The 22,235-nt window shown below is 65.2% G+C and carries 19 protein-coding genes and 1 tRNA gene; 11 read left to right on the forward strand and 9 right to left on the reverse strand.

The window, feature by feature from the left end; genetic code table 11:
* Window positions 1-17: 17 nt before the first annotated feature.
* The 4 genes from ACVENA_RS09845 (at window position 18) to ACVENA_RS09860 (ending at window position 4,380) form a co-directional block, all read left to right on the forward strand.
* Entirely contained in the window at window positions 18-1,703 is a 1,686-nt protein-coding gene (locus tag ACVENA_RS09845; protein WP_449328644.1) for a M28 family metallopeptidase, read from the forward strand.
* A gap of 13 nt (window positions 1,704-1,716) precedes the next feature.
* Window positions 1,717-2,700, forward strand: a complete 984-nt coding sequence (locus ACVENA_RS09850) for an agmatine deiminase family protein (RefSeq protein WP_449328645.1) — start codon at window positions 1,717-1,719, stop codon at window positions 2,698-2,700.
* A gap of 152 nt (window positions 2,701-2,852) precedes the next feature.
* Window positions 2,853-3,704: an N-carbamoylputrescine amidase gene (gene aguB / locus ACVENA_RS09855; RefSeq protein WP_449328646.1), complete on the forward strand. Its 852-nt coding sequence runs from the start codon at window positions 2,853-2,855 to the stop codon at window positions 3,702-3,704.
* A gap of 19 nt (window positions 3,705-3,723) precedes the next feature.
* Window positions 3,724-4,380 (forward strand): FABP family protein, encoded by a 657-nt coding sequence (locus tag ACVENA_RS09860; protein ID WP_449328647.1) that lies wholly within the window; start codon window positions 3,724-3,726, stop codon window positions 4,378-4,380.
* Between the two features lie 149 nt (window positions 4,381-4,529).
* Here the strand turns inward: ACVENA_RS09860 and ACVENA_RS09865 are convergent, their stop codons facing one another.
* The 3 genes from ACVENA_RS09865 to ACVENA_RS09875 form a co-directional block, all read right to left on the reverse strand.
* Window positions 4,530-5,150: a PilZ domain-containing protein gene (locus ACVENA_RS09865; RefSeq protein ID WP_257550483.1), complete on the reverse strand. Its 621-nt coding sequence runs from the start codon at window positions 5,148-5,150 to the stop codon at window positions 4,530-4,532.
* A gap of 286 nt (window positions 5,151-5,436) precedes the next feature.
* Window positions 5,437-6,774, reverse strand: coding sequence for a sigma-54-dependent transcriptional regulator (locus ACVENA_RS09870; RefSeq protein ID WP_449328648.1), 1,338 nt, complete (start codon window positions 6,772-6,774; stop codon window positions 5,437-5,439).
* Window positions 6,771-8,525, reverse strand: a complete 1,755-nt coding sequence (locus tag ACVENA_RS09875; RefSeq protein ID WP_449328649.1) for a sensor histidine kinase — start codon at window positions 8,523-8,525, stop codon at window positions 6,771-6,773. The genes ACVENA_RS09870 and ACVENA_RS09875 overlap by 4 nt, the downstream gene beginning before the upstream one ends.
* Before the next feature lie 190 nt (window positions 8,526-8,715).
* Here ACVENA_RS09875 and ACVENA_RS09880 point away from each other — a divergent pair, with 190 nt between their 5' ends.
* From ACVENA_RS09880 to ACVENA_RS09890, 3 genes are read left to right on the forward strand one after another with little or no spacing between them, the layout of a single operon-like run.
* A complete protein-coding gene (locus ACVENA_RS09880) occupies window positions 8,716-10,062 on the forward strand; it encodes a dicarboxylate/amino acid:cation symporter (RefSeq protein ID WP_449328650.1) in 1,347 nt (448 codons plus the stop codon).
* A 19-nt stretch (window positions 10,063-10,081) separates the two neighbouring features.
* Window positions 10,082-13,150, forward strand: coding sequence for a TonB-dependent receptor plug domain-containing protein (locus tag ACVENA_RS09885; protein ID WP_449328651.1), 3,069 nt, complete (start codon window positions 10,082-10,084; stop codon window positions 13,148-13,150).
* A gap of 2 nt (window positions 13,151-13,152) precedes the next feature.
* On the forward strand, window positions 13,153-14,106 hold the full coding sequence (locus ACVENA_RS09890) for a DUF4886 domain-containing protein (protein WP_449328652.1): 954 nt from the start codon (window positions 13,153-13,155) through the stop codon (window positions 14,104-14,106).
* A 3-nt stretch (window positions 14,107-14,109) separates the two neighbouring features.
* On the opposite strand, the gene ACVENA_RS09895 is transcribed toward ACVENA_RS09890, so the two are convergent.
* Together ACVENA_RS09895 and ACVENA_RS09900 are read right to left on the reverse strand one after the other, a co-directional pair.
* Window positions 14,110-15,180 carry an NAD(P)H-dependent flavin oxidoreductase gene (locus tag ACVENA_RS09895; RefSeq protein WP_449328653.1) on the reverse strand — a complete coding sequence of 357 codons (1,071 nt, stop codon included), beginning with the start codon at window positions 15,178-15,180 and terminating at the stop codon, window positions 14,110-14,112.
* A gap of 56 nt (window positions 15,181-15,236) precedes the next feature.
* Window positions 15,237-15,329, reverse strand: a tRNA-Ser gene (locus ACVENA_RS09900).
* 239 nt (window positions 15,330-15,568) lie between these two features.
* On the opposite strand from ACVENA_RS09900, the gene ACVENA_RS09905 reads away from it, so the two are divergent.
* Window positions 15,569-16,345 carry a DUF1134 domain-containing protein gene (locus ACVENA_RS09905; protein ID WP_449328654.1) on the forward strand — a complete coding sequence of 259 codons (777 nt, stop codon included), beginning with the start codon at window positions 15,569-15,571 and terminating at the stop codon, window positions 16,343-16,345.
* Window positions 16,346-16,505: 160 nt separating this feature from the next.
* Window positions 16,506-17,312 (forward strand): hypothetical protein, encoded by an 807-nt coding sequence (locus ACVENA_RS09910; RefSeq protein ID WP_449328655.1) that lies wholly within the window; start codon window positions 16,506-16,508, stop codon window positions 17,310-17,312.
* A gap of 91 nt (window positions 17,313-17,403) precedes the next feature.
* Here ACVENA_RS09910 and ACVENA_RS09915 read toward each other — a convergent pair whose 3' ends face one another.
* Genes ACVENA_RS09915 through petA form a run of 4 tightly spaced genes read right to left on the reverse strand, consistent with a single transcriptional unit; the run spans window position 17,404 to window position 20,680 of the window.
* The gene (locus ACVENA_RS09915; RefSeq protein WP_449328656.1) at window positions 17,404-17,958 is read right to left on the reverse strand and encodes an adenine phosphoribosyltransferase; all 555 of its coding nucleotides are present in this window, start codon (window positions 17,956-17,958) and stop codon (window positions 17,404-17,406) included.
* Window positions 17,959-17,984: 26 nt separating this feature from the next.
* Complete coding sequence (locus ACVENA_RS09920; protein ID WP_257550502.1) at window positions 17,985-18,797, reverse strand: cytochrome c1; 813 nt, start codon at window positions 18,795-18,797, stop codon at window positions 17,985-17,987.
* 31 nt (window positions 18,798-18,828) lie between these two features.
* Entirely contained in the window at window positions 18,829-20,109 is a 1,281-nt protein-coding gene (locus ACVENA_RS09925) for a cytochrome b (protein WP_257550504.1), read from the reverse strand.
* Between the two features lie 13 nt (window positions 20,110-20,122).
* On the reverse strand, window positions 20,123-20,680 hold the full coding sequence (petA, locus tag ACVENA_RS09930) for a ubiquinol-cytochrome c reductase iron-sulfur subunit (RefSeq protein WP_297661676.1): 558 nt from the start codon (window positions 20,678-20,680) through the stop codon (window positions 20,123-20,125).
* A 224-nt stretch (window positions 20,681-20,904) separates the two neighbouring features.
* On the opposite strand from petA, the gene ACVENA_RS09935 reads away from it, so the two are divergent.
* A complete protein-coding gene (locus ACVENA_RS09935; RefSeq protein ID WP_449328657.1) occupies window positions 20,905-21,363 on the forward strand; it encodes a tRNA (cytidine(34)-2'-O)-methyltransferase in 459 nt (152 codons plus the stop codon).
* Entirely contained in the window at window positions 21,360-22,220 is an 861-nt protein-coding gene (hemF, locus tag ACVENA_RS09940) for an oxygen-dependent coproporphyrinogen oxidase (protein WP_449328658.1), read from the forward strand. The genes ACVENA_RS09935 and hemF overlap by 4 nt, the downstream gene beginning before the upstream one ends.
* The last annotated feature ends 15 nt before the right edge of the window (window positions 22,221-22,235 follow it).

Consider the following 22,235-nt stretch of genomic DNA (forward strand, 5'->3'; position numbering starts at 1 on the left):
AACTCCAAGGACATTCCATGCTTCGCTTCCCCCGAACAACCGCGGCTTTCGCGGTCCTTCTGTCCGTTGCCGCGTGCAGCGGATCCGACAAGGCGGCCGGCCCCGACGCGGCCTCGCTTCCCGACGTCCAGTTTCCCGAGCTGTCGCTGCAGACGCTGCAGGGCGTGACCAAGGAGCTTTCGTCGGATGCCTATGAAGGCCGCGCGCCGGGCACCGCGGGCGAGGAAAAGACCCTCGCCTATCTGATCAAGCAGTTCGAGGACGCGGGGCTCAAGCCCGGCAACAACGGCAAGTGGACGCAGGACGTGCCGCTGGTCGAGATCACCGCGAAGAACGCGACACCGCTCAGCTTCACCGGCGGCAAGGCGCCGGTCACGCTGAACTACGGCAACGACTATGTCGCCTTCAGCTATCGCGTCCAGCCGAAAACCGAGGTCAAGGACAGCGACGTCGTCTTCGTCGGTTACGGCATCAACGCCCCCGAAAAGGGCTGGAACGATTATGCCGGGCTCGACGTCAAGGGCAAGACCGTCATCATCCTCGTCAACGACCCCGACTGGCAGACCCCCGAGGCCAAGGGCGAGTTCGGCGGCCGCGCGATGACCTATTATGGCCGCTGGACCTATAAATATGAGGAAGCGGCGCGCCAGGGTGCCGCCGCGGCCTTGATCGTCCACGACACCGAACCCGCCGCCTATGGCTGGAACGTCGTGGAAAGCAGCAACACCGGCACCCAATATCTGGCCGAGACCAAGAATGGCGGCGCCGACCAGACCGCGGCGAACGGCTGGATCCAGCTTGCAAAGGCGAAGGAACTGCTCGCGAGCGCGGGGCAGGATTTCGACAAGCTGCGCGCGGCGGCGGGCAAGAAGGGCTTCAAGGCGGTGCCGCTGACCGGCGTAAAAGCTTCGTTCGGTTTCGACAACCAGATCGCGAAGAAGATGTCGCATAACGTCATCGGCGTACTGCCGGGGGCGAAGCGCCCCGACGAATATGTGCTCTATACCGCGCACTGGGACCATCTCGGCCGCTGCACGCCGGTGAACGGTGACGATATCTGCAACGGCGCGGTCGACAATGCGAGCGGGGTCGCGGGACTCGTGACGCTCGCGCAGGCCTATCAGAAGGCGCCCGCGCCCGATCGCAGCATCGTCTTCCTGGCGGTGACCGCAGAGGAATCGGGGCTGCTTGGGTCGGCCTATTATGCGGACAACCCGATCTTCCCGCTCGCTCAGACCGTCGGCGGCGTCAACATGGACGCGCTGAACCCGAACGGCCCGGCGAAGGACATCGTCGTCGTCGGGCGCGGCAAGTCGGACCTCGACACCTATCTGGAAAAGATCGCCAAGGCGGCGAAGGTGACGATCGTCGACGAACCGACGCCGGAGAAGGGCTTCTATTACCGCTCCGATCATTTCAGCTTCGCAAAGCACGGCGTGCCCTTCTTCAACTTCGGCTCGGGCGAAGACCTGGTCGATGGCGGCAAGGAAGCCGGCAAGAAAGCGGCCGAGGATTATGAGAAAAACCGCTATCACGCGCCTGGCGACGAATATGCGGCGATCAAGAATTGGGACGGCATGCTCGCCGACCTCAAGCTCTTCTATGCCGCAGGCCGCATGCTCGCCTCGACCGACGCCTGGCCGAACTGGGTGAAGGGCGACGAGTTCCGGGCCGCGCGCGACAAGTCGCGCCCGGCGAAGTAATCGGACGGCGCCCATGACGCTGCGCATGTTTGCCGAATGGGCGCCGCACGAAGCGGTATGGATCGGCTTTCCGCACCTCGACGAGGAGTGGGCGGGCCAGATCGACGCGGCGCGTGCCGATGTCGCCGCCTTTGCGGGCGCCGTCCATGACGGCGGCCGCGGCGAGGAGGTGCGGCTGGTCGTCAACGACGAGCGCCAGGCAGCCATCGCCGCGGAGCTCGTCGAGGCGGGCGTGCGCATAATCGTCCAGCCGCTCGGCGACATCTGGTTGCGCGATACCGGGCCGATCGTCGCGGGCACCGGCGCCACGCGGCACGCGCGCAATTTCGAGTTCAACTGGTGGGGCGAGAAATTCGTCATGCCCGGCGACCGCGAAGTCGGCGCGGCGCTCGCGGCGGCGAGCGGGCTGCCGGTCGACGATCAGGACTGGGTGCTCGAAGGCGGCGCGATCGACGTCGACGGCACCGGGCTCTGCGTGACAACCGAAGAATGCCTGCTCAACAGCAACCGCAACCCGACGCTGACGCGCGAAGACATCGCGGTCAGGCTGCACCAGTCGCTCGGCATCGAGCGGCTGCTGTGGCTCGGCAAGGGGCTGATCGGCGATCACACCGACGGCCATGTCGACAATCTGGCGCGCTTCGTCGGCGAAGGCCGGCTCGCGATTCCCGTCGCGGCGGGCGATGACGACCCCAATGCCGAAATCTATGCCGATGCGCGCGCGCGGGCCGCGGCGTTCGGGGGCATCGAGATCGTCGATCTCCCCTCGCCCGGCCGCGTCGAAGTGGGCGGCGAGCTTGCGGCGGCGAGCTATATGAACTTCTATATCGGCAACACGGTCGTCGTCGTGCCGACCTATGGCGTGCCGAACGATCAAGCGGCGGTCGATGCGCTTGCCGCGCTCTTCCCCGATCGCCGGGCCGTCGGCGTGCCGGCGCGCGGGATCATCGTCGGCGGCGGCAGCTTCCACTGTTCGAGCCAGCAGCTTCCGGCATAATCACCTTTATGGTCATCCCGGCGAAGACCGGGATCTCGACCTTGCATCCCAACGCACCGGCGAGATCCCGGCCTTCGCCGGGATGACGGAAATGAGGCATCGGCATCGGCTTTTGCGCTGGCAAGATGCGCCACCTCGCCTATATCCGCTCCATGACCCGCACGATCTCCGTCGCCGCGCTGCAGCTCCCTCTGCCCGGCCCCGCCCAGCCGAATATCGATGCAGTCGGCGCGCTGGTCGAAGAGGCCGCCGCGAAGGGCGCGCAAATCATCCTGCCCCCCGAACTCTTCGAAGGCCCCTATTTCTGCCAGGTCGAGGAGGAAGAACTCTTCGCCAATGCGCGGCCGACCGCTGAGCATCCGAGCGTCACCGCGATGCAGGCGCTCGCTGCCAGGCTGAAGGTCGCGATTCCGACGAGCTTCTTTGAAAAGGACGGGCCGCATTATTACAACACGCTCGCGATGATCGGCCCCGACGGCGCGATCATGGGCACCTATCGCAAGAGCCACATCCCCGACGGCCCCGGCTACGAGGAAAAATATTATTTCCGCCCCGGCAATACGGGGTTCAAGGTCTGGGACGTCTTCGGCACGCGGATCGGCGTCGGCGTCTGCTGGGACCAATGGTATCCCGAATGCGCGCGCGCGATGGCGCTGATGGGGGCCGAACTGCTTTTCTATCCGACCGCGATCGGATCGGAGCCCTATGACGCCGATCTCGACACCAGCCGCATGTGGCGGCGCGCGATGCAGGGGCATGCGGTGTCGAACTGTATGCCGGTGATCGCCGCGAACCGCATCGGCGCCGAGGGCGAGGCGAATTTCTATGGCCACAGTTTCATCACCGATGAATGGGGTGATCTGACGCAGGCATTCGGCGCGAGCGAGACCGGCGTTCTCGTGGAGGCGATCAACCTCGATCGCGCCGCGAAGCACCGCGCCGGCATGGGCTTTTTCCGCGACCGCCGACCGCAGTTCTATGCGCGGCTGGCCGAAGATATCTGACAGACCCAAAGGGGGCAGCATGGACATACCCAAGGACATCTTCACCGAGCCCGAGGACGTCGATCCCGATACGCTCGCCAATCTCGGCCCGCTGCGGCGGCTCGCGGGCGTCTGGGAAGGGACGCGCGGCGTCGACGTGAATCCCAAGGCCGATGGCCCCGAGACGCGCAAATATTACGAACGGATCGAGATGCATCCGATCGACCCGCAGGCGAACGGGCCGCAGCTTTTCTATGGCCTGCGCTATCACGTCCATATCAACACGCCCGAGGAGGACATCGCCTTTCACGACCAGGTCGGCTATTGGCTCTATGAGGCGGCGACGGGTCTGATCATCCAGACGCTCGCCATCCCGCGCGGCCAGATCGCGATCGCCGCGGGGCACGCCAAGCCCGGTGCGAAGCAGTTGATCGTCAAGGCGACACGCGGACAAACCGAATATGGCATCTGCTCGACCACCTTCCTCGAACAGGCCTTTCGCACCGACAGCTACGAGCTGACCGTCGATTTCCACGACGACGGGTCGTGGAGCTATGTCTCCGACACGATGCTGATGGTGAAGGATCAGGGGCTGTTCCGGCATCGCGACCACAACCGGCTGAGCAAGATCGCCGAACCCGATCTCAACCCCTGGGCCAAGATCGCGAAAGGCGCGGCGCAGGACACCGGGCACTAATTCGGCACCACTCCCATTCCGTTCGTGTCGAGCGAAGTCGAGACACCCATCGCCTGGCGCTGCCTCGATGGGTGTCTCGACTTCGCTCGACAAGAACGGGACGGTGGGTCGTCCCCGCCTTCGCGGGGATGCACATGCCGGGACTCTGCCTAGTTCTGAAAGCGACGGATGCTTTCGAGGTCGGCACGGTCGAGCGGCTGGGTCAGCCACAGGCCGCCGCGCGTCCCGCGCGACCAGCGCACGATCGCCTTGCGGCGGATTCCGCTCGCGAGCACGAGATCGAGTTCCTTGCCGACCTCCAGATGCCCGTCGTGGACGAAACCCGCGCCGCTCTGCGACAGGTCGACGAGCTCGATCTCGCTCGTGCCTTCGTCGGTCACCACCTGCGCGCTGCTGTGGACGGGAAGTCGCGGCTGACGATAGCCGCTCGCACGCTGTTCGGCAGCGAGCTGTTTGAGCACGTCGGCGACGTCGACCTCCTCGTCGAACGCGACGCCGCAACGGCCGCCTTCGGACCACACGACCTTGCCCCGCACGGTCACCGCATCCGAAAGCGCGATTTCGAGCTGTTCGCCGACCGTGATCGGCACATCGGCGGCGAGCATCATGCCATTGTCGGACATGTTGCGCACACGCCACAGGCCAACGTCGCCATCGCGCGTGACCTTCGCGATGCGCCACACGGTGCGATAGCGGTCAGCGCCACGGCGATCGGCCTCGCCCGCCGGTAGCGGCTCAGGCGTCGCGCTGGAGAGGAGCGGTTTCTTCATGCCATCCTCGTTAAAAGCAGCACCGGAAGAATGGGAATATGTCATAATATACTCAGCACAACTCGATGCCGGCGCCTAATATTAGCAAAATTTCGCATAATATTCAACGACACTAGAAATCACAGTTAACCTAAATTCAACGAACTGGCCTTCGCACCAACGACCATGGCGGGCGATTATGAATAAAATCCCCAATTTGCAGAATTTAACGGCACCATAGTGGCAGCATTAAGCGATCGCGCCCGTCGAAAAGCGCCGGGACGGATCGAACGAGCCGGAAACGCCCTCAGCCTCGATAGATTTTCGGATCGATGCCGTGGCGCGCGATCTTGTCATAGAGCGTCTTGCGCGGGATGCGCAGGAACGCGAGCGTCGCCGCGATATCGCCGCCCGCACTCGCCAGCGCGTCGCGAATGGCGTGCGCCTCGAACTGCGCCACCCGCTCGGGCAGCGCCGGCGGCACCTCACCCTCGTCCAGGGCCGGCGTATCCAATCCGAGCACCTCGCTATAGGCGAAATTGCGAAGCTCGCGGACATTGCCCGGCCAGTCATGTTCGATCAGGTGGCGGCGCGCAGCATCGCCCAGGGTGAAATCCCGCGCGCCCATGCGGCCTGTCGCTTCCTCGACGAAAGAGGCAAAAAGCTGCGGGATATCGACCCTGCGCTCGCGAAGCGGCGGCATTCGCAGCCGCACGACGTTGAGGCGATAGAAAAGGTCTTCGCGAAATTCGCCGGCACGAACCGCCTGTTGCAGGTCGCGGCGCGACGACGCGATAATGCGCAGGTCGACCCCGCGCGGCTCGCTCGCGCCGATCGGGCGGATCTTTCGCTCCTCGACGACGCGGAGCAGCGTCGCCTGGATCGCGAGCGGCATATTGTCGATGCCATCGAGGAACAGGGTGCCGCGATGGCTCTGTTCGATCCGCCCTTCGCGGGCAATCGGGCCATAGCCGGGGGCGCCGCGATCGTGGCCGAACAGTTCAACCTCGGCGAGCCCTTCGGGAAGCGCACCGCAATCGACCGCGACGAACGGGCGGCCCGAGCGCGGCCCCTTACGGTGGAGGAGCAGCGCCGCGAGTTCCTTGCCCGTACCCGTCTCGCCTTCGACGAGCACGTCAATGTCGGCGCGCGCGATCTGGACGATCGTCGCGCGAAGCTGCGCCATGACCGGGCTGTCGCCGATCAGCGGGCTGTCGACGCTGGTCTCGGCCGCGGCGCGCAACATCCGGTTGTCGAGAATCAGACGCCGGGAGGTGAGCGCCTTGCGAACGGCTGCGATCAGATGATCGGTCGCGTAGGGCTTGGCGAGGAAGTCGAACGCCCCGCCCTTCAGCGCCCCGATCGCCATCGGCACGTCGGCGTGCCCGGTGATCAGGATGACGGGGATTTCGGGGTCGATCGCGCGGATGCGCGCGAAGAATTCGAGGCCGTCGAGGCGCGGCATGCGGATATCGGTGACCACCGCGCCGCTGAACGCGTCGTCGATCGCCGCGAGTGCCGTCTCGGCATCGGCGAAGGCCCGGACCTCGATATCGGCGAGTTCGAGCGACTGCACGGTCGCCGCGCGCAAGGCGTCGTCGTCGTCGACGAAAATGACCTGCTGGCGAGTCACGAATTCGCTCATGCGCGGCGAACCTCCAGCCGAAAGGCCGCGCCGCCCAGCGGCGAGGCGACGCTGTCGAGCGCTCCCCCGAACTCGCGCGCGATATCGCGCGCGATGCCCAGCCCGAGGCCGAGCCCGTCGGCCTTGCCGGTGACGAAGGGCGTGAAAAGATTGTCGGCGACGTCGGGCGCAATCCCCGGCCCATTGTCGGAGACGGTGATCGCGATATCGCCTTCCGCTCGCGTTTCGATGCGGATGCGCGGATCATGGCGGCCGGTCAGCGCGTCGAGGGCATTCTGGAGCAGATTGACGAGAATCTGTTCGAGCCGCACGCGGTCGGCGATGCAGCGCATTCCCGGCGCTTCGCCGACGCGCTCGACCATGACGCCATGTTCGCGGATGCGATCGCCGACGAGCAGCAGCGCGCCGTCAATCACCCGCGCGATCTCGACCGGGCCGAGCGCGGGCGTGCTGCGCCGCGCGAAGCTGCGCAATTCGGCGATGATCGCGGCGATCCGCTCGGTCAGCGCAACGATCGTCCCGATATTGTCGCGCGCTTTGCCCGGATCGCCGCGGTCGAGAAAAGTGCCGGCGTTTTCGGCAAAACCACGGATCGCCGCGACCGGCTGGTTGATCTCGTGCGCGACACCCGCGGTGATCTGACCGATCGTGCCGAGGCGGCTCGCCTGCGACAATTCCTCGCGTGCGGCGCGGAACCGCCGGTTCGCCTCGACCAGATCGGCGGTGCGCGCCGCGACCTCGCTCTCCAGCATGTGGCGTGCTTCCTCCTGCAACCGCCGCTTCTCGCGCGCGCGGAACACCCAAGTCAGCAGCGCGGCGAGCAGAATGAAGGCGATCAGGATCGCGGTGCGCGCGGTCGCATTGGCGCTCGCCTCGGCGGGCGCGAGCGGCTGGAAGGCGTGCAACTGCGCGCCTGCCATCGGCACCGGAACCGTCGCTTCGCGGTAGCGCGCGTCGCCGTTCGCCCAGGTCGCTCCGTCTTTCGTGAGAGGGAGCGGCGTGAGTGGCAGATCGCCGAATTGCAGCACCGCACGAATCGCCGCGCGCGTCCGCTCGTCGATCGGCGCGAGGGTATGAAAGCGCCAGTCGGGGCGGCTGGTGATGATGACGACGCCATGATCGTCGGTGACGAAGGTCGCGAGCGGCTGGCGCGCCCATTCGGCTTCGAGGCCGCCGAACTCGACCTTGACGACGATCACGCCGAGCGCCCGGCCGCCTTCCTCGACGCGGCGGGCGATGAACAGCCCGGGCCGGCCGCTAACCGTGCCGAGCGCGAACAATTCGGCGCTGCCCTTTGCCATGGCGTCGCGGAAATAGGGGCGAAAGCCGTAATTCTGGCCGACGAAGCTCTGCGGGCGGCGCCAGTTGCTCGCGGCGATCGTCCGGCCGTCGCGCGCGATCAGGTAGATGACCGCGGCATCGGTGCGATCGGCGAGCAGTTCGAGCTTGTCGTTCATCCGCCGCGCCGCCCCGGCATCGCCGCTGCCCAGCACGGTGCGGACGTCGGGATATTCGGTGAGCACCAGCGGAAGCAGGCGGAATTTCTGAAGCTCGCCCGCCAGCCGGCGCGACGCGCTTCGCGCCTGCTGCTCGGCGGCGGCGTCGGATGCGACGCGCGCATGGCCCGCTGCCCAGCCGAAGGCGGCGACCGCGATCATCGCCAGCAGCAGCAAGGCGAGCAGGGCCGCCCAGATCAGGCGCCGCCCAGCACCCGGCGCGTGCGAATCATCAAGGATGACCGGAGTCGTCATATGTGCGGATTATCGCACATATAAGTTCATGGTAAGCGGAAAATCGCACATTCGAAACGGGGAAATATCGCACCCCCCTCCGCAATGGCCTTATTTTCTGCCGTTTTTCGGATAATGCGAAGTTCGTGGACCGGCGATGGGGCCGGCCATAATTTTGGGGAAGCAACGGCGAAAGGCCGTGCTCGGGAGGATGTACGTGGCAGCCATCATAATCGACGAGACCGGACGGGCGCCGGCGGGAACGACACCGTTCTACCGCCACCTCTATGTCCAGGTGCTCGCCGCCATTCTTCTGGGCGTGATCATCGGCCATCTCTGGCCCGCGACCGGCGAGGCGCTGCGGCCGCTCGGCGACGGCTTCATCAAGCTCGTCAAGATGATCATCGCCCCGGTGATCTTCATCACCCTCGTCACCGGCATCGCGGGAATGACCGAATTGCGTTCGGTCGGCCGTGTCGCGGGCAAGGCCTTCGCCTATTTCCTCTTCTTCTCGACACTGGCGCTGATCGTCGGCCTGATCGTCGCCAACACGGTGCAGCCGGGCGCGGGCATGAACATCGACCCGAAGACGCTCGATGCCGGCGCGGTGTCCGGCTATGTCGAAAAGGCGAAACACAGCGGACTGGTCGATTTCATCATGTCGGCGATTCCGACGACGCTCGTCTCGGCGCTCACCGGGGATTCGCTGCTCCAGGTGTTACTGGTCTCGATCCTGTTCGGGATTGCGCTGTCGATGGTCGGCGAACCCGCCGCGCCGGTGCGCGACCTGTTCGAGCGCGTCGGGCTCGTCATCTTCCGGCTTGTCGCGATCCTGATGCGCGCGGCGCCGGTCGGGGCGTTCGGCGCGATGGCCTTCACGATCGGCAAATATGGGGTCGGATCGCTCGCGAATCTCGCCGGGCTGCTCGCGACCTTCTATCTCACCTCGGCGATCTTCGTGGTCGTCGTGCTCGGCATCGCGGCGCGGCTCGCGGGCTTTTCGATCTTCAAGCTGATCCGCTATCTGCGCGCCGAGCTGTTGCTCGTGCTCGGCACCTCCTCGTCGGAAAGTGCGCTGCCCAGCCTGATGGAGAAGATGGAGCGCGCCGGCTGCGCCAAGTCGGTCGTAGGGCTGGTGGTGCCGACGGGCTACAGCTTCAACCTCGACGGCACCAACATCTATATGACGCTCGCCGCGCTGTTCATCGCGCAGGCTTGCAATGTCGACCTGTCGCTCGGCCAGCAGGTCGCGCTGCTGCTCGTCGCGATGATCAGCTCGAAAGGCGCGGCGGGCGTCACCGGCGCGGGGTTCGTCACGCTGGCCGCGACGCTGTCGATCGTGCCGTCGGTTCCGGTCGCGGGCATGGCGCTGATCCTCGGCATCGACCGCTTCATGTCGGAATGCCGCAGCCTCACCAATTTCATCGGCAATGCGGTCGCGACGGTCGTCGTCGCTCGCTGGGACGATGCGCTCGATCGCGATCGGCTGCGACTGGCGCTGGACGGCGGCGCGCCGTCTCCGCTGGCCGCGCCGCCCGTCGAACAGGACATGGATTAAAAGCAGAGGGAGAAGGAAAATGAGGGGTTCGACATCGGCATTGCTGCTCGCGAGCACGGCGATCTGCCTGTTCGCGGGCGCTCCCGCCCGGGCGCAGGATAATGCACCCGCCGCGCAGGACGACGCGGCCGGTGGCGGGAGCCAGGGCGGCGACGCCTCCGACATCGTCGTCGTCGGCACACGGATCGAAGGCGCGCGCGTCACCGAGGCGCTGCCGGTCGTCGTTCTCGATCAGGACCGCATCGACGCCGTCGGCGCGGTGAGCGGCGATGAGCTGATCCGCAGCATTCCCCAGATGGGCGACGTCAGCTTCAACCCCGGCAACAATGCGCAGACCAGCAACGCGGCGCGCGGCGACGTCGGCTCGGTCAACCTCCGCTCGCTGGGGGTCGGCAACACGCTGGTGTTGCTCAACGGGCGCCGGATCGTTACCCATCCCGCCAGTCAGGGGCTGTCCGATACCGGTACCGTGCCGGTGCTGAGCTATAATTCCAACGCGATCCCGACGACCGGGCTCCAGCGGTTCGAGGTGCTGCTCGATGGCGCCGCCGCACTCTATGGCTCGGACGCGGTCGCCGGCGTCGTCAATACGGTGCTCAAGGACAATTACGACGGCCTGCGGCTCCAGGCGCAATATGGCGGCGCCGAAGGCACCCATTTGCGCGAGTTCCAGGGCAATATCCTGGCAGGCAAGAATTTCGATCGCGGCAATATCACCGTCTCGTTCGAATTTACAGACCGCTCGGCCCTGCGCGCCGAGGATCAGGATTTCACCGCGTCAGCCGACCTGCGTCCGCTGTTCGCCGATTATCCCGATTTCGCCGATTCGACGACGCCCGACGGGCGCGCGACGCGCGGTCCCTGGCCCGCTCTGCAGGTTCAGATCGCCGGCGGCCGTCCCCGCCTCGGCTCGACCAACATGACCACGGCGGCCGGCTCTTTCACCGTTCGCCCGCCGAGTTTCGGCGGCTGCACCTATCAGCTTTCACCCGACCTCTGTCTGGTGAACACCTCGCTCGCGACGAACAACACGTTCCGGAACCTGCGCTACGACACCGCGATCGGCACCACCGTGATGCCGCGCGTCAAGCGCTACAACGGCTTCGCTAACGGGCATTACGATCTGACCGATACGCTGACCCTGTTCGGCGAGTTCGGCTATTATTATTCGGATACGCTGCGGGGCCAGCCGGCGGTGATCAACCTCAACCAGATATGGATCCCGGCGACCAACTATTACAATCCCTTCGGGCCGGTCGGCAGCCCCAACCGCATTCCCGGCCTGACCAACGTCCCCGACGAGGGGCTGCCGGTGCTGCTCACCAATTACCGCTATGTCGATGCGGGGCCGCAGACGGTACATGTCACCGGCGAGCAGCTTCGCGCGCTGCTCGGCATCCGGGGCGAGACCGCGGGCTTCAAATGGGACAGCGCCTTCACCTATTCGGAAGCGAGCGCGCACGACAGCAGCTTCGCGGTGCGCAGTTCGGCGCTTCAGCAGAGCCTCGCGCTGTCGACCCCCGACGCCTATAATCCGTTCAACGGCGGGTGCGCCACGGCAACGACCTATGGCGACTGCACGCCCAGTTCGCAGGTCGCGCTCGATGCGATCGGCTTCCAGCTTCAGCGCCGGTCGAAGACGACGCTGACGATGGGCGATTTCCGCGCCTCGCGTCCCGACCTGTTCAAGCTGCCGGGCGGCGATGTCGGCGTGGCGTTCGGCGTCGAAGTCCGGCGCGAGACGCAGCGCGACGACCGCGACGCCGCGGTCGACGGCTCCGATCCCTTCGTCGACATGGTGTCGGGCGCGATCACGATCAGCGATGCCGCCGCAGTCAGCGACAATCCCGACACCTATGGCAAGCGCACCGTCGCCGCCGCCTATGCCGAATTGGCGGTACCGTTGGTGTCGGAGGATATGAACATCCCGCTGATGCGGCGCTTCGACCTCCAACTCGCCGGACGCTATGAGCATTACAGCGATTTCGGCAGCGTCGCGCGGCCGAAGATCGCCGCGGCGTGGGACGTGTTCGACGGCCTCCGCTTCCGCGGCTCTTTCTCGCAAGGCTTCCGCGCGCCGAACCTCGAACAGGTCAACGCGGTCGAATATGCCCGCCTCGCGACCAGCCAGGATTTCCTGCGCTGTGAGGTCGACCTGCGCGCCGGGCGGATCGACAGCTTCACCGCCTGCGGCAACAATGTCGGCTATTCGCGCCGCGTGTCGGGCAACCCCGACCTCAAGCCCGAAAAGAGCACCAACTATAATCTCGGCGCAGTGTTCGAGCCGGCCTTTATCCCCGCCGATCTCGGCCGGGTGACCTTCACGGTCGACTATTGGTCGATCCGGCAAAAGGGCATCGTCGGCATCCTCGGCAACGACACAGCGATCGCGCTCGACTATCTGCTGCGCCTGCAAGGATCGTCGAACCCCAACGTCGTCCGCGACGCCGCCAACGCCGACGATGTCGCGGCCTTTGCGGGAACCGGCATCGCGCCGGTCGGCCGTATCCTGACGGTGCGCGACCAGTTCATCAACCTGTTGCCGCAGACGGTGCGTGGGCTCGATTTCGGCTTCTACTGGCGGTCGCCCCAAACCGGAATCGGCAAGTTCGACCTAGCGGTCAACGCGACACGGCTGCTCAAATTCTCGCGCGCGCCGGGCGACGCGGTCGACATGCTCGTCGCCGCGCGCGAAGCGGGCGACATCAACGCCGCGACGCCGCTGCCCGAGACGGAGAATCTGATCGAGGCCAACGGCCGCCCGAAATGGCGCGGCTCGGCATCGCTGACCTGGTCGCTCGGCCAGTTCCAGCTCGGCGCCTTCGCTCGCTATACCGGCGCGGTCGACGAAACGGGCTTCGTCGACGCCGATGGCAATCCGTGGCGGGTCAAGTCGCAGCTTACCGCGAACCTCTATGCCCAGGTCCGCATCCGCGACCGGGACGGGATCGGCGGCGACATGCGCTGGCGCGTCGGCGTCCGCAATATCGCCAACAAGAAGCCGCCGCTGTCGTCGGAGGGCTATCTGGGGTCACTCTACAGCCCCTATGGCCGTTATTGGTACAGCTCGATCACCACGGAGTTCTGAGGATGAAACACGGGTCCGGTATCTGGCTCCTGATCGGCTGCGCCGGACTCGCCGTCGCGCCGGCGGTCACGGCAAAGGAGAGCGCGCCCGCGCCCACCGCCGCCGGCGCGGCATCCCCCACACCGCAAACAGCCGCGCCGAAAACGGCGCCGCGAACGATCCTGTTCATCGGCAACAGCTTCACCCAGGGCGCGCATTCGGCGGCGCGCAACTGGCACGCGGATACGGTCACCGATCTCAACGGCGCCGGTTATGGCGGTGTTCCGGCGCTGTTCAAGGCCTTTTGCGAGCAGGCGGGGCTCGATTATGCCGTCAGCCTCGAGACGCAGGGCGGCAAGTCGCTCGGCTTTCATTACGACGAGCGGCGCGCGCTGTTCGACAAGCCGTGGGACGTCGTCGTCCTCCAGGAATATAGCGTTCTCGACCGCGCCCGGCCCGGCGATCCCACCACCTATATCCGCGATGTCGGCCGAATGGTCGCCTTGTTCGAAAAGCGCAATCCGGCGGTCGATATTCGGCTCGCCGCGACGTGGACACGCGCCGACCAGACCTATACGCCCAAAGGCCATTGGTACGGCAAGCCGGTGAGCGCAATGGCCGACGACCTGCGTGCCGCCGCCGAAGAGGCCCGCGCCGCCAACCCCACCGTCAGAGGCATATTACCCGTGGGCGAGACGTGGAACCGGGCGATGACGACCGGCGTCGCCGACCCCGATCCCTATGACGGCATCACCTATGGCCAGCTCGATCTTTGGACCTACGACCATTATCACGCGAGCGTTGCGGGCTATTATCTGTCCGCGCTGGTCACCTTTGGCGCGATCACCGGCGTCGACCCAACCAGTCTTGGCGCGCACGAAAAGAGCGCCGACGCGCTTGGCCTGTCGGACGCGCAGACGGCCGCGTTGCAGGCGGTCGCGCGCGACGAACTGGCGCGATTGAAAACCGCGCGCTGATCGCTACGCGCGCCGCGCCGCTTCGAGCTCCGCCGCCAACGCTGCGACGAGTTCGGTCGCCGGCACCGCGCGCGCCAGCGGCGCGCCCTGCCCCGCCCATTGCGCCCCATACCCATGCTCGCCCCGCGCCTTGGCGGCGGCATGCAGCGCTTTGCCCAGATCATAAGTGATCGGATAGGCGGGAATTTCGGCCGGATCGATCGCGGCATCCTGCGCGGCGAAGCGATTGGACAGGATACGCGCGGGTCGGCCCGATACGGCGCGCACCATCGCGGTATGACGCGCCGCATCGCCGAGAAGCGCGGCGCGATAGGCCGCGTCGGCCAGGCTCTCGTCGCAGGCGACGAAAGCCGTGCCGAGTTGCGCGGCGGAGGCGCCAAGGTTGAGCACGGCGGCGATGCCCGCGCCGTCCATGATCCCGCCCGCCGCGATGACCGGCCGGTCGAGCCGCTGCGCAAGCAAGCGGGTGAGCGCCATCGTCCCGAGCCGGTCGTCGCGCGCGTCGGGATCGAATATCCCCCGGTGGCCGCCCGCCTCCCATCCCTGCGCAACAATGGCGTCGATCCCGGCGGCAGCCACAACTTCCGCCTCGGCAAGACTGGTAGCGGTGGCGAGCAGCATGATCCCCGCAGCACGCAGCGCCGCGATCACCTTCTCGGTGGGCAGACCGAAATGGAAGCTCACGACCGGCGGGCGCTCGTCGATCAGCATTTGCAGCATCGCGTCATGGCCGACGAAGCTACGATAGATTTCACCGAGCGTTTCCGGCGGTTCGGCATCGAATTCGGCGAACAACGGGCGAAAACGTTCGATCCACCGGCGCTCGCGCCCGGTATCGGCGATCGCGGGCCGGTGGCAGAACAGATTGACCTGAAACGGCCGCGCCGTGCGTGCGCGCACCGCGGCGATCATCCCCCGCGCCCCGTCGACGTCGGTCGCACCGACGCCGATCGAACCCAGCGCCCCCGCCTCGCTGACCGCCGCCGCCATGTCGGGCGACGATACGCCCGCCATCGGTGCCTGAATGATCGGCAGATCGATGCCGAGAAGCGAGAGTAGATCGTGAGGGGCCATGGACAAGCCCTAAGACCGTTTCGGCCGGACTTCAAAACCAAAGGCGTTGGGAAGGGTGGCGGAGACGGAGGGATTCGAACCCTCGGTACCGGATTTACCAGTACGACGGTTTAGCAAACCGTTGGTTTCAGCCACTCACCCACGTCTCCGCATGGTCTGCCGCGCTAACGGCAGGCTGGCTTAGGCGGGTCGCTATAGCCATGCGCTTCGCGCCTCGCAACGCCTAACATTGCTCCCTTTCGACCTTATTTTTCGCGGTTCATGGCAAAAAGGATTCGATCCGGCGTAAAATCGACTCAAGTCATCGCCCATTCATTGCCCGCGATTCACAGTCGGAGTCATGGTAAACCCGTCCGGCGCATCTGGCGCGGACCGATTTGGGGGACATATGCGTAAAACGCTTGCCACTTTTGCCGCCACCACCCTGGCATCGATCGGGCTGATGCTCGCGCCGGTCGCGGCGAATGGCCAGATGACCTCGGTCGACCCCAACACCGCGATCGATTCCGATCTCGACAACCCCCAGCCCGTGACTCCGGCGCCTTCCGTGAACGATCCGGCACCTGCCGATCCGACCCTGAACAGCGACCTTGCCACCGGCGACGAACAATATTCGACGACACCCGACACCGGCGTCGCGACCACCACCGCCGATAGCGCGACGACCGCCGCCTCCGATGGCTCGACCTACAAGAAGGACGACCTGATCGGCGCCGCCGAGGGCGTGTTCGGCAAGGGCGCGCAAGGCCTGGCGGGACTGATCGAGGACATCCTCAAGAAGCAGGGCGAGCCCAACGCCTATATCGTCGGGCGCGAGGCCGGCGGCGCGCTGGGCATCGGCGTTCGCTATGGCTCGGGCACGCTCCACCACAAGATCGAGGGCGAACGGCCGGTTTACTGGACCGGCCCGTCGATCGGCTTCGACGCGGGCGCCAACGCGGGCAGCACCTTCGTCCTCGTCTACAATCTCTTCGACACCGAGGATATCTACAAGCGCTATCCGGCGGGCGAAGGGGCAGCCTATCTCGTCGGCGGCTTCAACGCGAGCTATCTGCGCCGCGGCGACGTTGTGTTGATCCCGATCCGGGTCGGCGTCGGCGCGCGACTGGGTGTCAATGTCGGCTATATGAAGATCCGCAAGAAGCAGAATTGGGTGCCCTTCTAAGGCCCCGAGAGCTTGCCAAGGGGGCGAGCATAGCCCGCGCTTCGGCGCGGGCTTTTTCTTTGCGCGCAGCAAAATAGTCGAAGGCGATGATTCACTTCTTCATTTCTTGCTTACGGAAGGCTGTTCGACCATTCTGCTTCAGGATGTCGGGGAGGATAAAATGATTGCTTCGCTCTTGGGAGCTTTGGCGCTCATCGGAAATGCGCAAACTATTCCCGATCCGCCAGTCTCGCGCTGGATCTTGCGAGACGATCCGGCAAGGTGCCAACTGGAACGGCAAAATATCGAACCATCCGCCATTTTGGCGATCGAGACCGTGCCGGGGATCGACAGCTACAACGTGGCTATCGCCAGCCCGCAAATCAAAGGTTCCACGCCGCTTTCCCCCGCCGCGCTGACCTTTGCTCCATCCCGGAAAAAATTGAACGGGCTGGCGCGCGCCACAAAACTGCCGAACGGCATGCCCGTAATTCGGATGCAAGGCGTCGCCCTGGATTTCCTCACCGGGCTTGAACATGCTGAAACGGTGACCATAACGACCAAGACCGGTATCGAAGGCGCCGCCCAGATCGCTGGTGCAGCCAAGGCCGTCGAGGCGCTTCGCAAATGCACCGCCGACCAGTTGATCGATTGGGGCGCCGATGCTGGCCAGTTCGCCCCCGGCGGCAAGCCACCGGTGGCGTTGAAGGACCGGGACGATTGGCTCTCGAACAAGGAACTGATGGATATTGCGAGACAGTCCGGACAGTCGGATGTCGATGCTCTGTTCCGTGTCACCATCACGGTAGACGGCGTCGTCGATGGCTGTCGTGCCGCGACGGATAATATCAGGAGCGGGATAGAAACCGTTGCCTGCGGTGCAGTCGTGGGCAAGACCTTGTTCACTGCTGCAAAAGATGCCGGCGATCACCCCGCTCGCGGCGTCGCCACATTTCGCGTCGGCCTCAGCCGCCAGCCATCCCTCTGAAATCAGATCTCTTTCTTGATGATCGACCCAGTGGACCGCTGACGCTTGTTGGCGAACCTGCCTATCCGCAATTTGCCAACAGCTAACATTGCTAATCCCCGTCGAAGGCGATCAGCGTCTCGCATGTCAGCCCCGCGGCCTTGAGCCGCTGTGAGCCGCCCAGATCGGGGAGGCCGATCACGAACAGCGCGGCCGCGACCTCGGCGCCGACGCTCTGCATCAGTCTTGCGGCGGCGAGGATCGTGCCGCCGGTCGCGAGCAGATCGTCGACGAGCACGACACGATGCCCCGCGGTCACCGCGCCTTCGTGCAGTTCGAGGCGGTCGACGCCATATTCGAGCTCGTAGTCGACGCCGATGGTGACGCCCGGCAGCTTGCCCGCCTTGCGCACCGGGACGAGACCGACGCCCATCGCGGTCGCCATCGCCGCACCGAACAGGAAGCCCCGCGCTTCGACCGCGACGATATAGTCGGGACGATAGGCAGCGGCGCGGGCGCTCAGGCGGCGGACGCTCTCGGAAAAGCCGGCGGCATCGCCGATCAGCGTGGTGATGTCGCGGAACTGGATGCCCGGCTTGGGAAAGTCGGGGATGGTGCGGACCAGCGACACAAGGTCGAGGTCGGGCCGAGGCGGGAGAGCGATCATCGGCGTGACCGCCCTCCCCCGAAGGCTCAATGCTTCTTGTCGGCCCAGATGTTCCGGTACGACATATAGGTCAGGCCGGTGAAGATGAGCAGGAAGATGAAGGCTGCCCAGCCCACCTGAACGCGCTTCACCAGCTTCGGCTCGGCGGTCCACACCAGGAAGGCGGCGACATCGCTCGCCATCGCTTTCACCGTGTTCGGCGAACCGTCAGCAAAGGTCACCTGGCCGTCGTGCAGCGGCGGCGCCATCGCGAGGTTGAGGTTCGCGAAATAGGGGTTGTAGTGCAGGCCCGTCGGCGGCTGCAGTTCCTTCGGCAGGTTCGCCGGCGGATTCTGGAAGCCGGTCAGCAGCGAATAGACATAGTTCTTGCCACCTTCGCGCGCCTTGGTGATCAGCGACAGGTCGGGCGGCAACGCATTGTTGTTCGCCGCGCGCGCCGCGGTTTCATTGGCGTAGGGCGCCGGGAAATGATCCGACGGCAGGCCGGTGCGCGTCGACGGTTCGCCGGTGTCGGGGTTGACCGACGGGATCGTGTCATAGCTCTTGGCAAAGCTCTTGATCTGCCCCTCGCTATAGCCGAGATCCGCGATGTCGCGGAAGGCGACGAGGTTCAGGCTGTGGCACGCCGAACAGACTTCCTTGTACACCTGCATCCCGCGCTGCAGCTTGGCCTTGTCCCAGTGCGGGAGCAGACCGTCGCTCGACAGCGCAAGATGCTTCGGTTCCTTGTGGAACGCGTGCGAAGCATTGGCTTCGTTGGAAAGCGGCGTGGTCAGGATCGCGCACAGCAGGGCTGCGATGAAACCCAGACCGACGAGAAAACCGAGCGGACGAACCATGGCTGTATCAGCTCCTATTAAAGTCCGGCGCTCAGGCCGTGGCCGCCGACGTGTCGTCGGCATGCTTTGCGAGGACCGCTTCCGTGATCGAATTCGGCATCGGCAGCGGACGTTCGATCCGCGAGACGATCGGCAATATGATCAGGAAGTGCGCGAAATAATAAGCCGCGGCGAGCTGGCTCATGATCACGTACGGCTGTTCGGCCGGACTCTTGCCGCAGAACCCCAGGATGAACACGTCAACGACGAGAACCCAGAAGAAGATGCGGTTGAGCGGACGATAGTTCGACGACTTGACCGGCGAGCTGTCGAGCCAGGGCAGGAAGAACAGCAGCGCGATCGCCGCGAACATCGCGATGACGCCCCACAGTTTCGCATCGATCCACAGGAAGTTGAAGGTAAAGGCGCGCAGGATCGCGTAGAAGGGCCAGAAATACCATTCGGGCACGATGTGCGCGGGGGTCGAAAGCGGGTTGGCGGGGATATAATTGTCCGCATGGCCGAGCAGGTTCGGGCTGAAGAAGGTCAGCGCGACGAAGACGAGCAGGAACACGCCGACGCCGAAGCCGTCCTTTGCGGTATAATAGGGGTGGAACGGGACGGTGTCCTGTTCGTCCTTCACCTCGATGCCCGTCGGGTTCGACGACCCCGGAATATGCAGCGCCCAGATATGCAGGATGATGACCCCCGCGATCACGAACGGCAGCAAATAGTGGAGCGAGAAGAAGCGATTGAGCGCGGCGTTGTCGGGCGCAAAGCCGCCGAGCAGCCAGACGCGGATCGGATCGCCGACGACCGGAATCGCCGAGAAGAAGCCGGTGATCACCTGCGCGCCCCAGAAGCTCATCTGCCCCCAGGGAAGGACATAGCCCATGAAGGCGGTCGCCATCATCAACAGGAAGATCACGACGCCGAGCAGCCACACCATTTCGCGCGGCGCCTTGTACGACCCGTAATAAAGGCCGCGGAAGATGTGCAGATAGACGACGATGAAGAACATGCTCGCGCCGTTCATATGCGCGTAGCGGATGAACCAGCCGGCGTTCACGTCGCGCATGATATGCTCGACCGAATTGAAGGCGACGCCCGCATTGGCGGCATAATGCATCGCCAGCACGATACCGGTGACGATCTGGATGACCAGCGCGGCACCCGCGAGGACGCCGAAGTTCCAGAAATAGTTGAGGTTGCGCGGAACCGGATAGCCGGGACCGGTGGCATTGTAGACAAGCCGCGGAATCGGCAGCTTCTCGTCCATCCACTTCATCAGCGGATGCTGGGGTTCATATGGCTTGGCCCAGGGAAAGCTCATCTTATCTCGCTCCTCAGCCGATCGTCACGACGGTGTCGCTGTTGAATTCATAGGGCGGCACAGCCAGATTCTTGGGTGCCGGGCCCTTACGGATGCGCGCCGCGGTGTCGTAGTGCGACCCGTGGCACGGGCAGAAATAACCGCCGTAATCGCCGCGGTTCTCGCCCTCGGCGGCGCCGAGCGGCACGCAGCCGAGATGGGTGCAGACGCCGAGCGTGATCAGCCAGTTTTCCTTGCCGGGCTTGGTGCGCTCGTCGATCGTCTGCGGGTCGCGCAGTTCGCTCAAGGGAACCTTCTTCGCCTCCGCGATCTCGACCGGGGTCAGGTTGCGGACGAACACCGGCTGCTTGCGCCAGCTCGTCTTGATCGCCTGCCCCGGCTGAATCGCCGAAATGTCGATTTCGGTCGACGACAGCGCAAGCACGTCAGCGGAAGGATTCATCTGATTGACCAGGGGAAGCACCACCGCGGCCGCACCGACACCGGCGAAACTGACCGCCGCGATATTGATGAAGTCCCGGCGCCGCACGCCATCTTCGATGCCGGCGGTAGTTTCGGTTTCACTGGCCATTCGACTGCCCTTGCATGGGTGAACTGACAAAGTTCCCGAAGAAGGATGGCCCGCCCCGTTGCGCGCGCACAAAACGGCGCAGCCCGGCGGCCCCTCCGGGAATTGCGGGCCTGATAGCCGCACAGTCCGGGCTTGCCAACAGGCAATTTCCCCTTCGTCCCATCGATCGGCCCTTCGGACCCTAAGCTCTCGATTCCTTCGCCCGCCGGGACTATGGCCGCGGCATGGAAATCGCCCTGTTTCAGCCCGATATTGCCGGCAATGTCGGCACGATCCTGCGCACCGCCGCCTGTTTCGGGGCGCCCGCGCATATCATCGAGCCGTGCGGTTTCCCCTTCGGCGACGCGGCGCTCAAGCGCGCCGGAATGGATTATGCGGTGCGCGCCAATGTCCGGCAGCATCTCGGCTGGGACGCGTTCCGCCAATGGGCACAGATCGGCGGCCAGCGCCTTGTCCTGCTCTCGACCGCGGGCGCGACTCCGCTTCCCGACTTTGATTTCGATCAAGGCGATGTGCTGCTCTTCGGATCAGAGAGCGCCGGCGTTCCGCACCATGTCCACGAGGCCGTCGCCGCGCGGGTCGCGATTCCGATGCAGCCCGGCTTTCGCTCCTTGAATGTCGCGGTCGCGGCTGGCATCGCGCTCGCCGAGGCGCTCCGCCAAACGAAAGGCTTTTCCGCATGATCTCGCTCGACCCCCAGCAACAGGCGGCGCGAAGCTGGTTCGAGTCGCTGCGTGACCGCATCTGCGCCGCGTTCGAGGCGATCGAGCGCGAGACCGGCAGCGACGCGCACTTTACCTACACGCCATGGGACCGCGAGGCCGAGGGGATCGCGCCCGGCGCGGGCGGCGGCGGCGTGCGCGCGGTGATGACGGGGCAGGTCTTCGAAAAGGTCGGAGTGAACGTCTCGACCGTCGGCGGCGAATTCGCGCCCGATTTCGCGGCGTCAATCCACGGCGCGGGCGAGGATCCCAGCTTTTTCGCGACCGGAATCAGCCTCGTCGCGCATATGGCGAACCCGCATGTGCCCGCGGTGCACATGAACACGCGCTTCCTCGCGACGACGAAGCGCTGGTTCGGGGGCGGCGCCGACCTCAATCCGCCAATTCCATACCAGGAGGACACCGACGCCTTTCACGCGCGCTTTCGCGCCGCCTGCGCGCCCTATGGCCCCGACGTCTACGAACGCTACGCCAAATGGGCCGACGATTATTTCTATATCCCGCATCGCGGCGTGCATCGCGGCGTCGGCGGCATCTTCTACGACCATCTCGAATGCGGCGACGATGCCGAATTCGACCGCAATTTCGCCTTCACGCAAGGGGTCGGCGAAGCCTTCCTCGACATCTTCCCGCAGATCGTGCGGCGGCGCATGGGCCTGCCCTTCACCGACGCCGACCGCGAGGAACAGCTCATCTGGCGCGGGCGCTATGCCGAATTCAACCTCGTCTACGACCGCGGAACGCTGTTCGGGCTCAAGACCGGCGGCAATATCGACGCGATCCTGATGAGCCTGCCGCCGCTCGCCAAATGGAGCTGACACGAAGAAGGGCGC

This window comes from Sphingopyxis sp. 550A (assembly GCF_053569535.1).

Coding starts and splice junctions, on each gene's coding strand:
- ACVENA_RS09885 (WP_449328651.1), top strand. CDS start 10,082: ATGAGGGGTTCGACATCGGCATTGCTGCTCGCGAGCACGGCGATCTGC.
- ACVENA_RS09865 (WP_257550483.1), bottom strand. CDS start 5,150: ATGAAGAAACCGCTCCTCTCCAGCGCGACGCCTGAGCCGCTACCGGCG.
- ACVENA_RS09845 (WP_449328644.1), top strand. CDS start 18: ATGCTTCGCTTCCCCCGAACAACCGCGGCTTTCGCGGTCCTTCTGTCC.
- ACVENA_RS09860 (WP_449328647.1), top strand. CDS start 3,724: ATGGACATACCCAAGGACATCTTCACCGAGCCCGAGGACGTCGATCCC.
- hemF (WP_449328658.1), top strand. CDS start 21,360: ATGATCTCGCTCGACCCCCAGCAACAGGCGGCGCGAAGCTGGTTCGAG.
- ACVENA_RS09880 (WP_449328650.1), top strand. CDS start 8,716: ATGTACGTGGCAGCCATCATAATCGACGAGACCGGACGGGCGCCGGCG.
- petA (WP_297661676.1), bottom strand. CDS start 20,680: ATGGCCAGTGAAACCGAAACTACCGCCGGCATCGAAGATGGCGTGCGG.
- ACVENA_RS09920 (WP_257550502.1), bottom strand. CDS start 18,797: ATGGTTCGTCCGCTCGGTTTTCTCGTCGGTCTGGGTTTCATCGCAGCC.
- ACVENA_RS09890 (WP_449328652.1), top strand. CDS start 13,153: ATGAAACACGGGTCCGGTATCTGGCTCCTGATCGGCTGCGCCGGACTC.
- ACVENA_RS09875 (WP_449328649.1), bottom strand. CDS start 8,525: ATGACGACTCCGGTCATCCTTGATGATTCGCACGCGCCGGGTGCTGGG.
- ACVENA_RS09935 (WP_449328657.1), top strand. CDS start 20,905: ATGGAAATCGCCCTGTTTCAGCCCGATATTGCCGGCAATGTCGGCACG.
- ACVENA_RS09905 (WP_449328654.1), top strand. CDS start 15,569: ATGCGTAAAACGCTTGCCACTTTTGCCGCCACCACCCTGGCATCGATC.
- ACVENA_RS09925 (WP_257550504.1), bottom strand. CDS start 20,109: ATGAGCTTTCCCTGGGCCAAGCCATATGAACCCCAGCATCCGCTGATG.
- aguB (WP_449328646.1), top strand. CDS start 2,853: ATGACCCGCACGATCTCCGTCGCCGCGCTGCAGCTCCCTCTGCCCGGC.
- ACVENA_RS09850 (WP_449328645.1), top strand. CDS start 1,717: ATGACGCTGCGCATGTTTGCCGAATGGGCGCCGCACGAAGCGGTATGG.
- ACVENA_RS09910 (WP_449328655.1), top strand. CDS start 16,506: ATGATTGCTTCGCTCTTGGGAGCTTTGGCGCTCATCGGAAATGCGCAA.
- ACVENA_RS09915 (WP_449328656.1), bottom strand. CDS start 17,958: ATGATCGCTCTCCCGCCTCGGCCCGACCTCGACCTTGTGTCGCTGGTC.
- ACVENA_RS09895 (WP_449328653.1), bottom strand. CDS start 15,180: ATGGCCCCTCACGATCTACTCTCGCTTCTCGGCATCGATCTGCCGATC.
- ACVENA_RS09870 (WP_449328648.1), bottom strand. CDS start 6,774: ATGAGCGAATTCGTGACTCGCCAGCAGGTCATTTTCGTCGACGACGAC.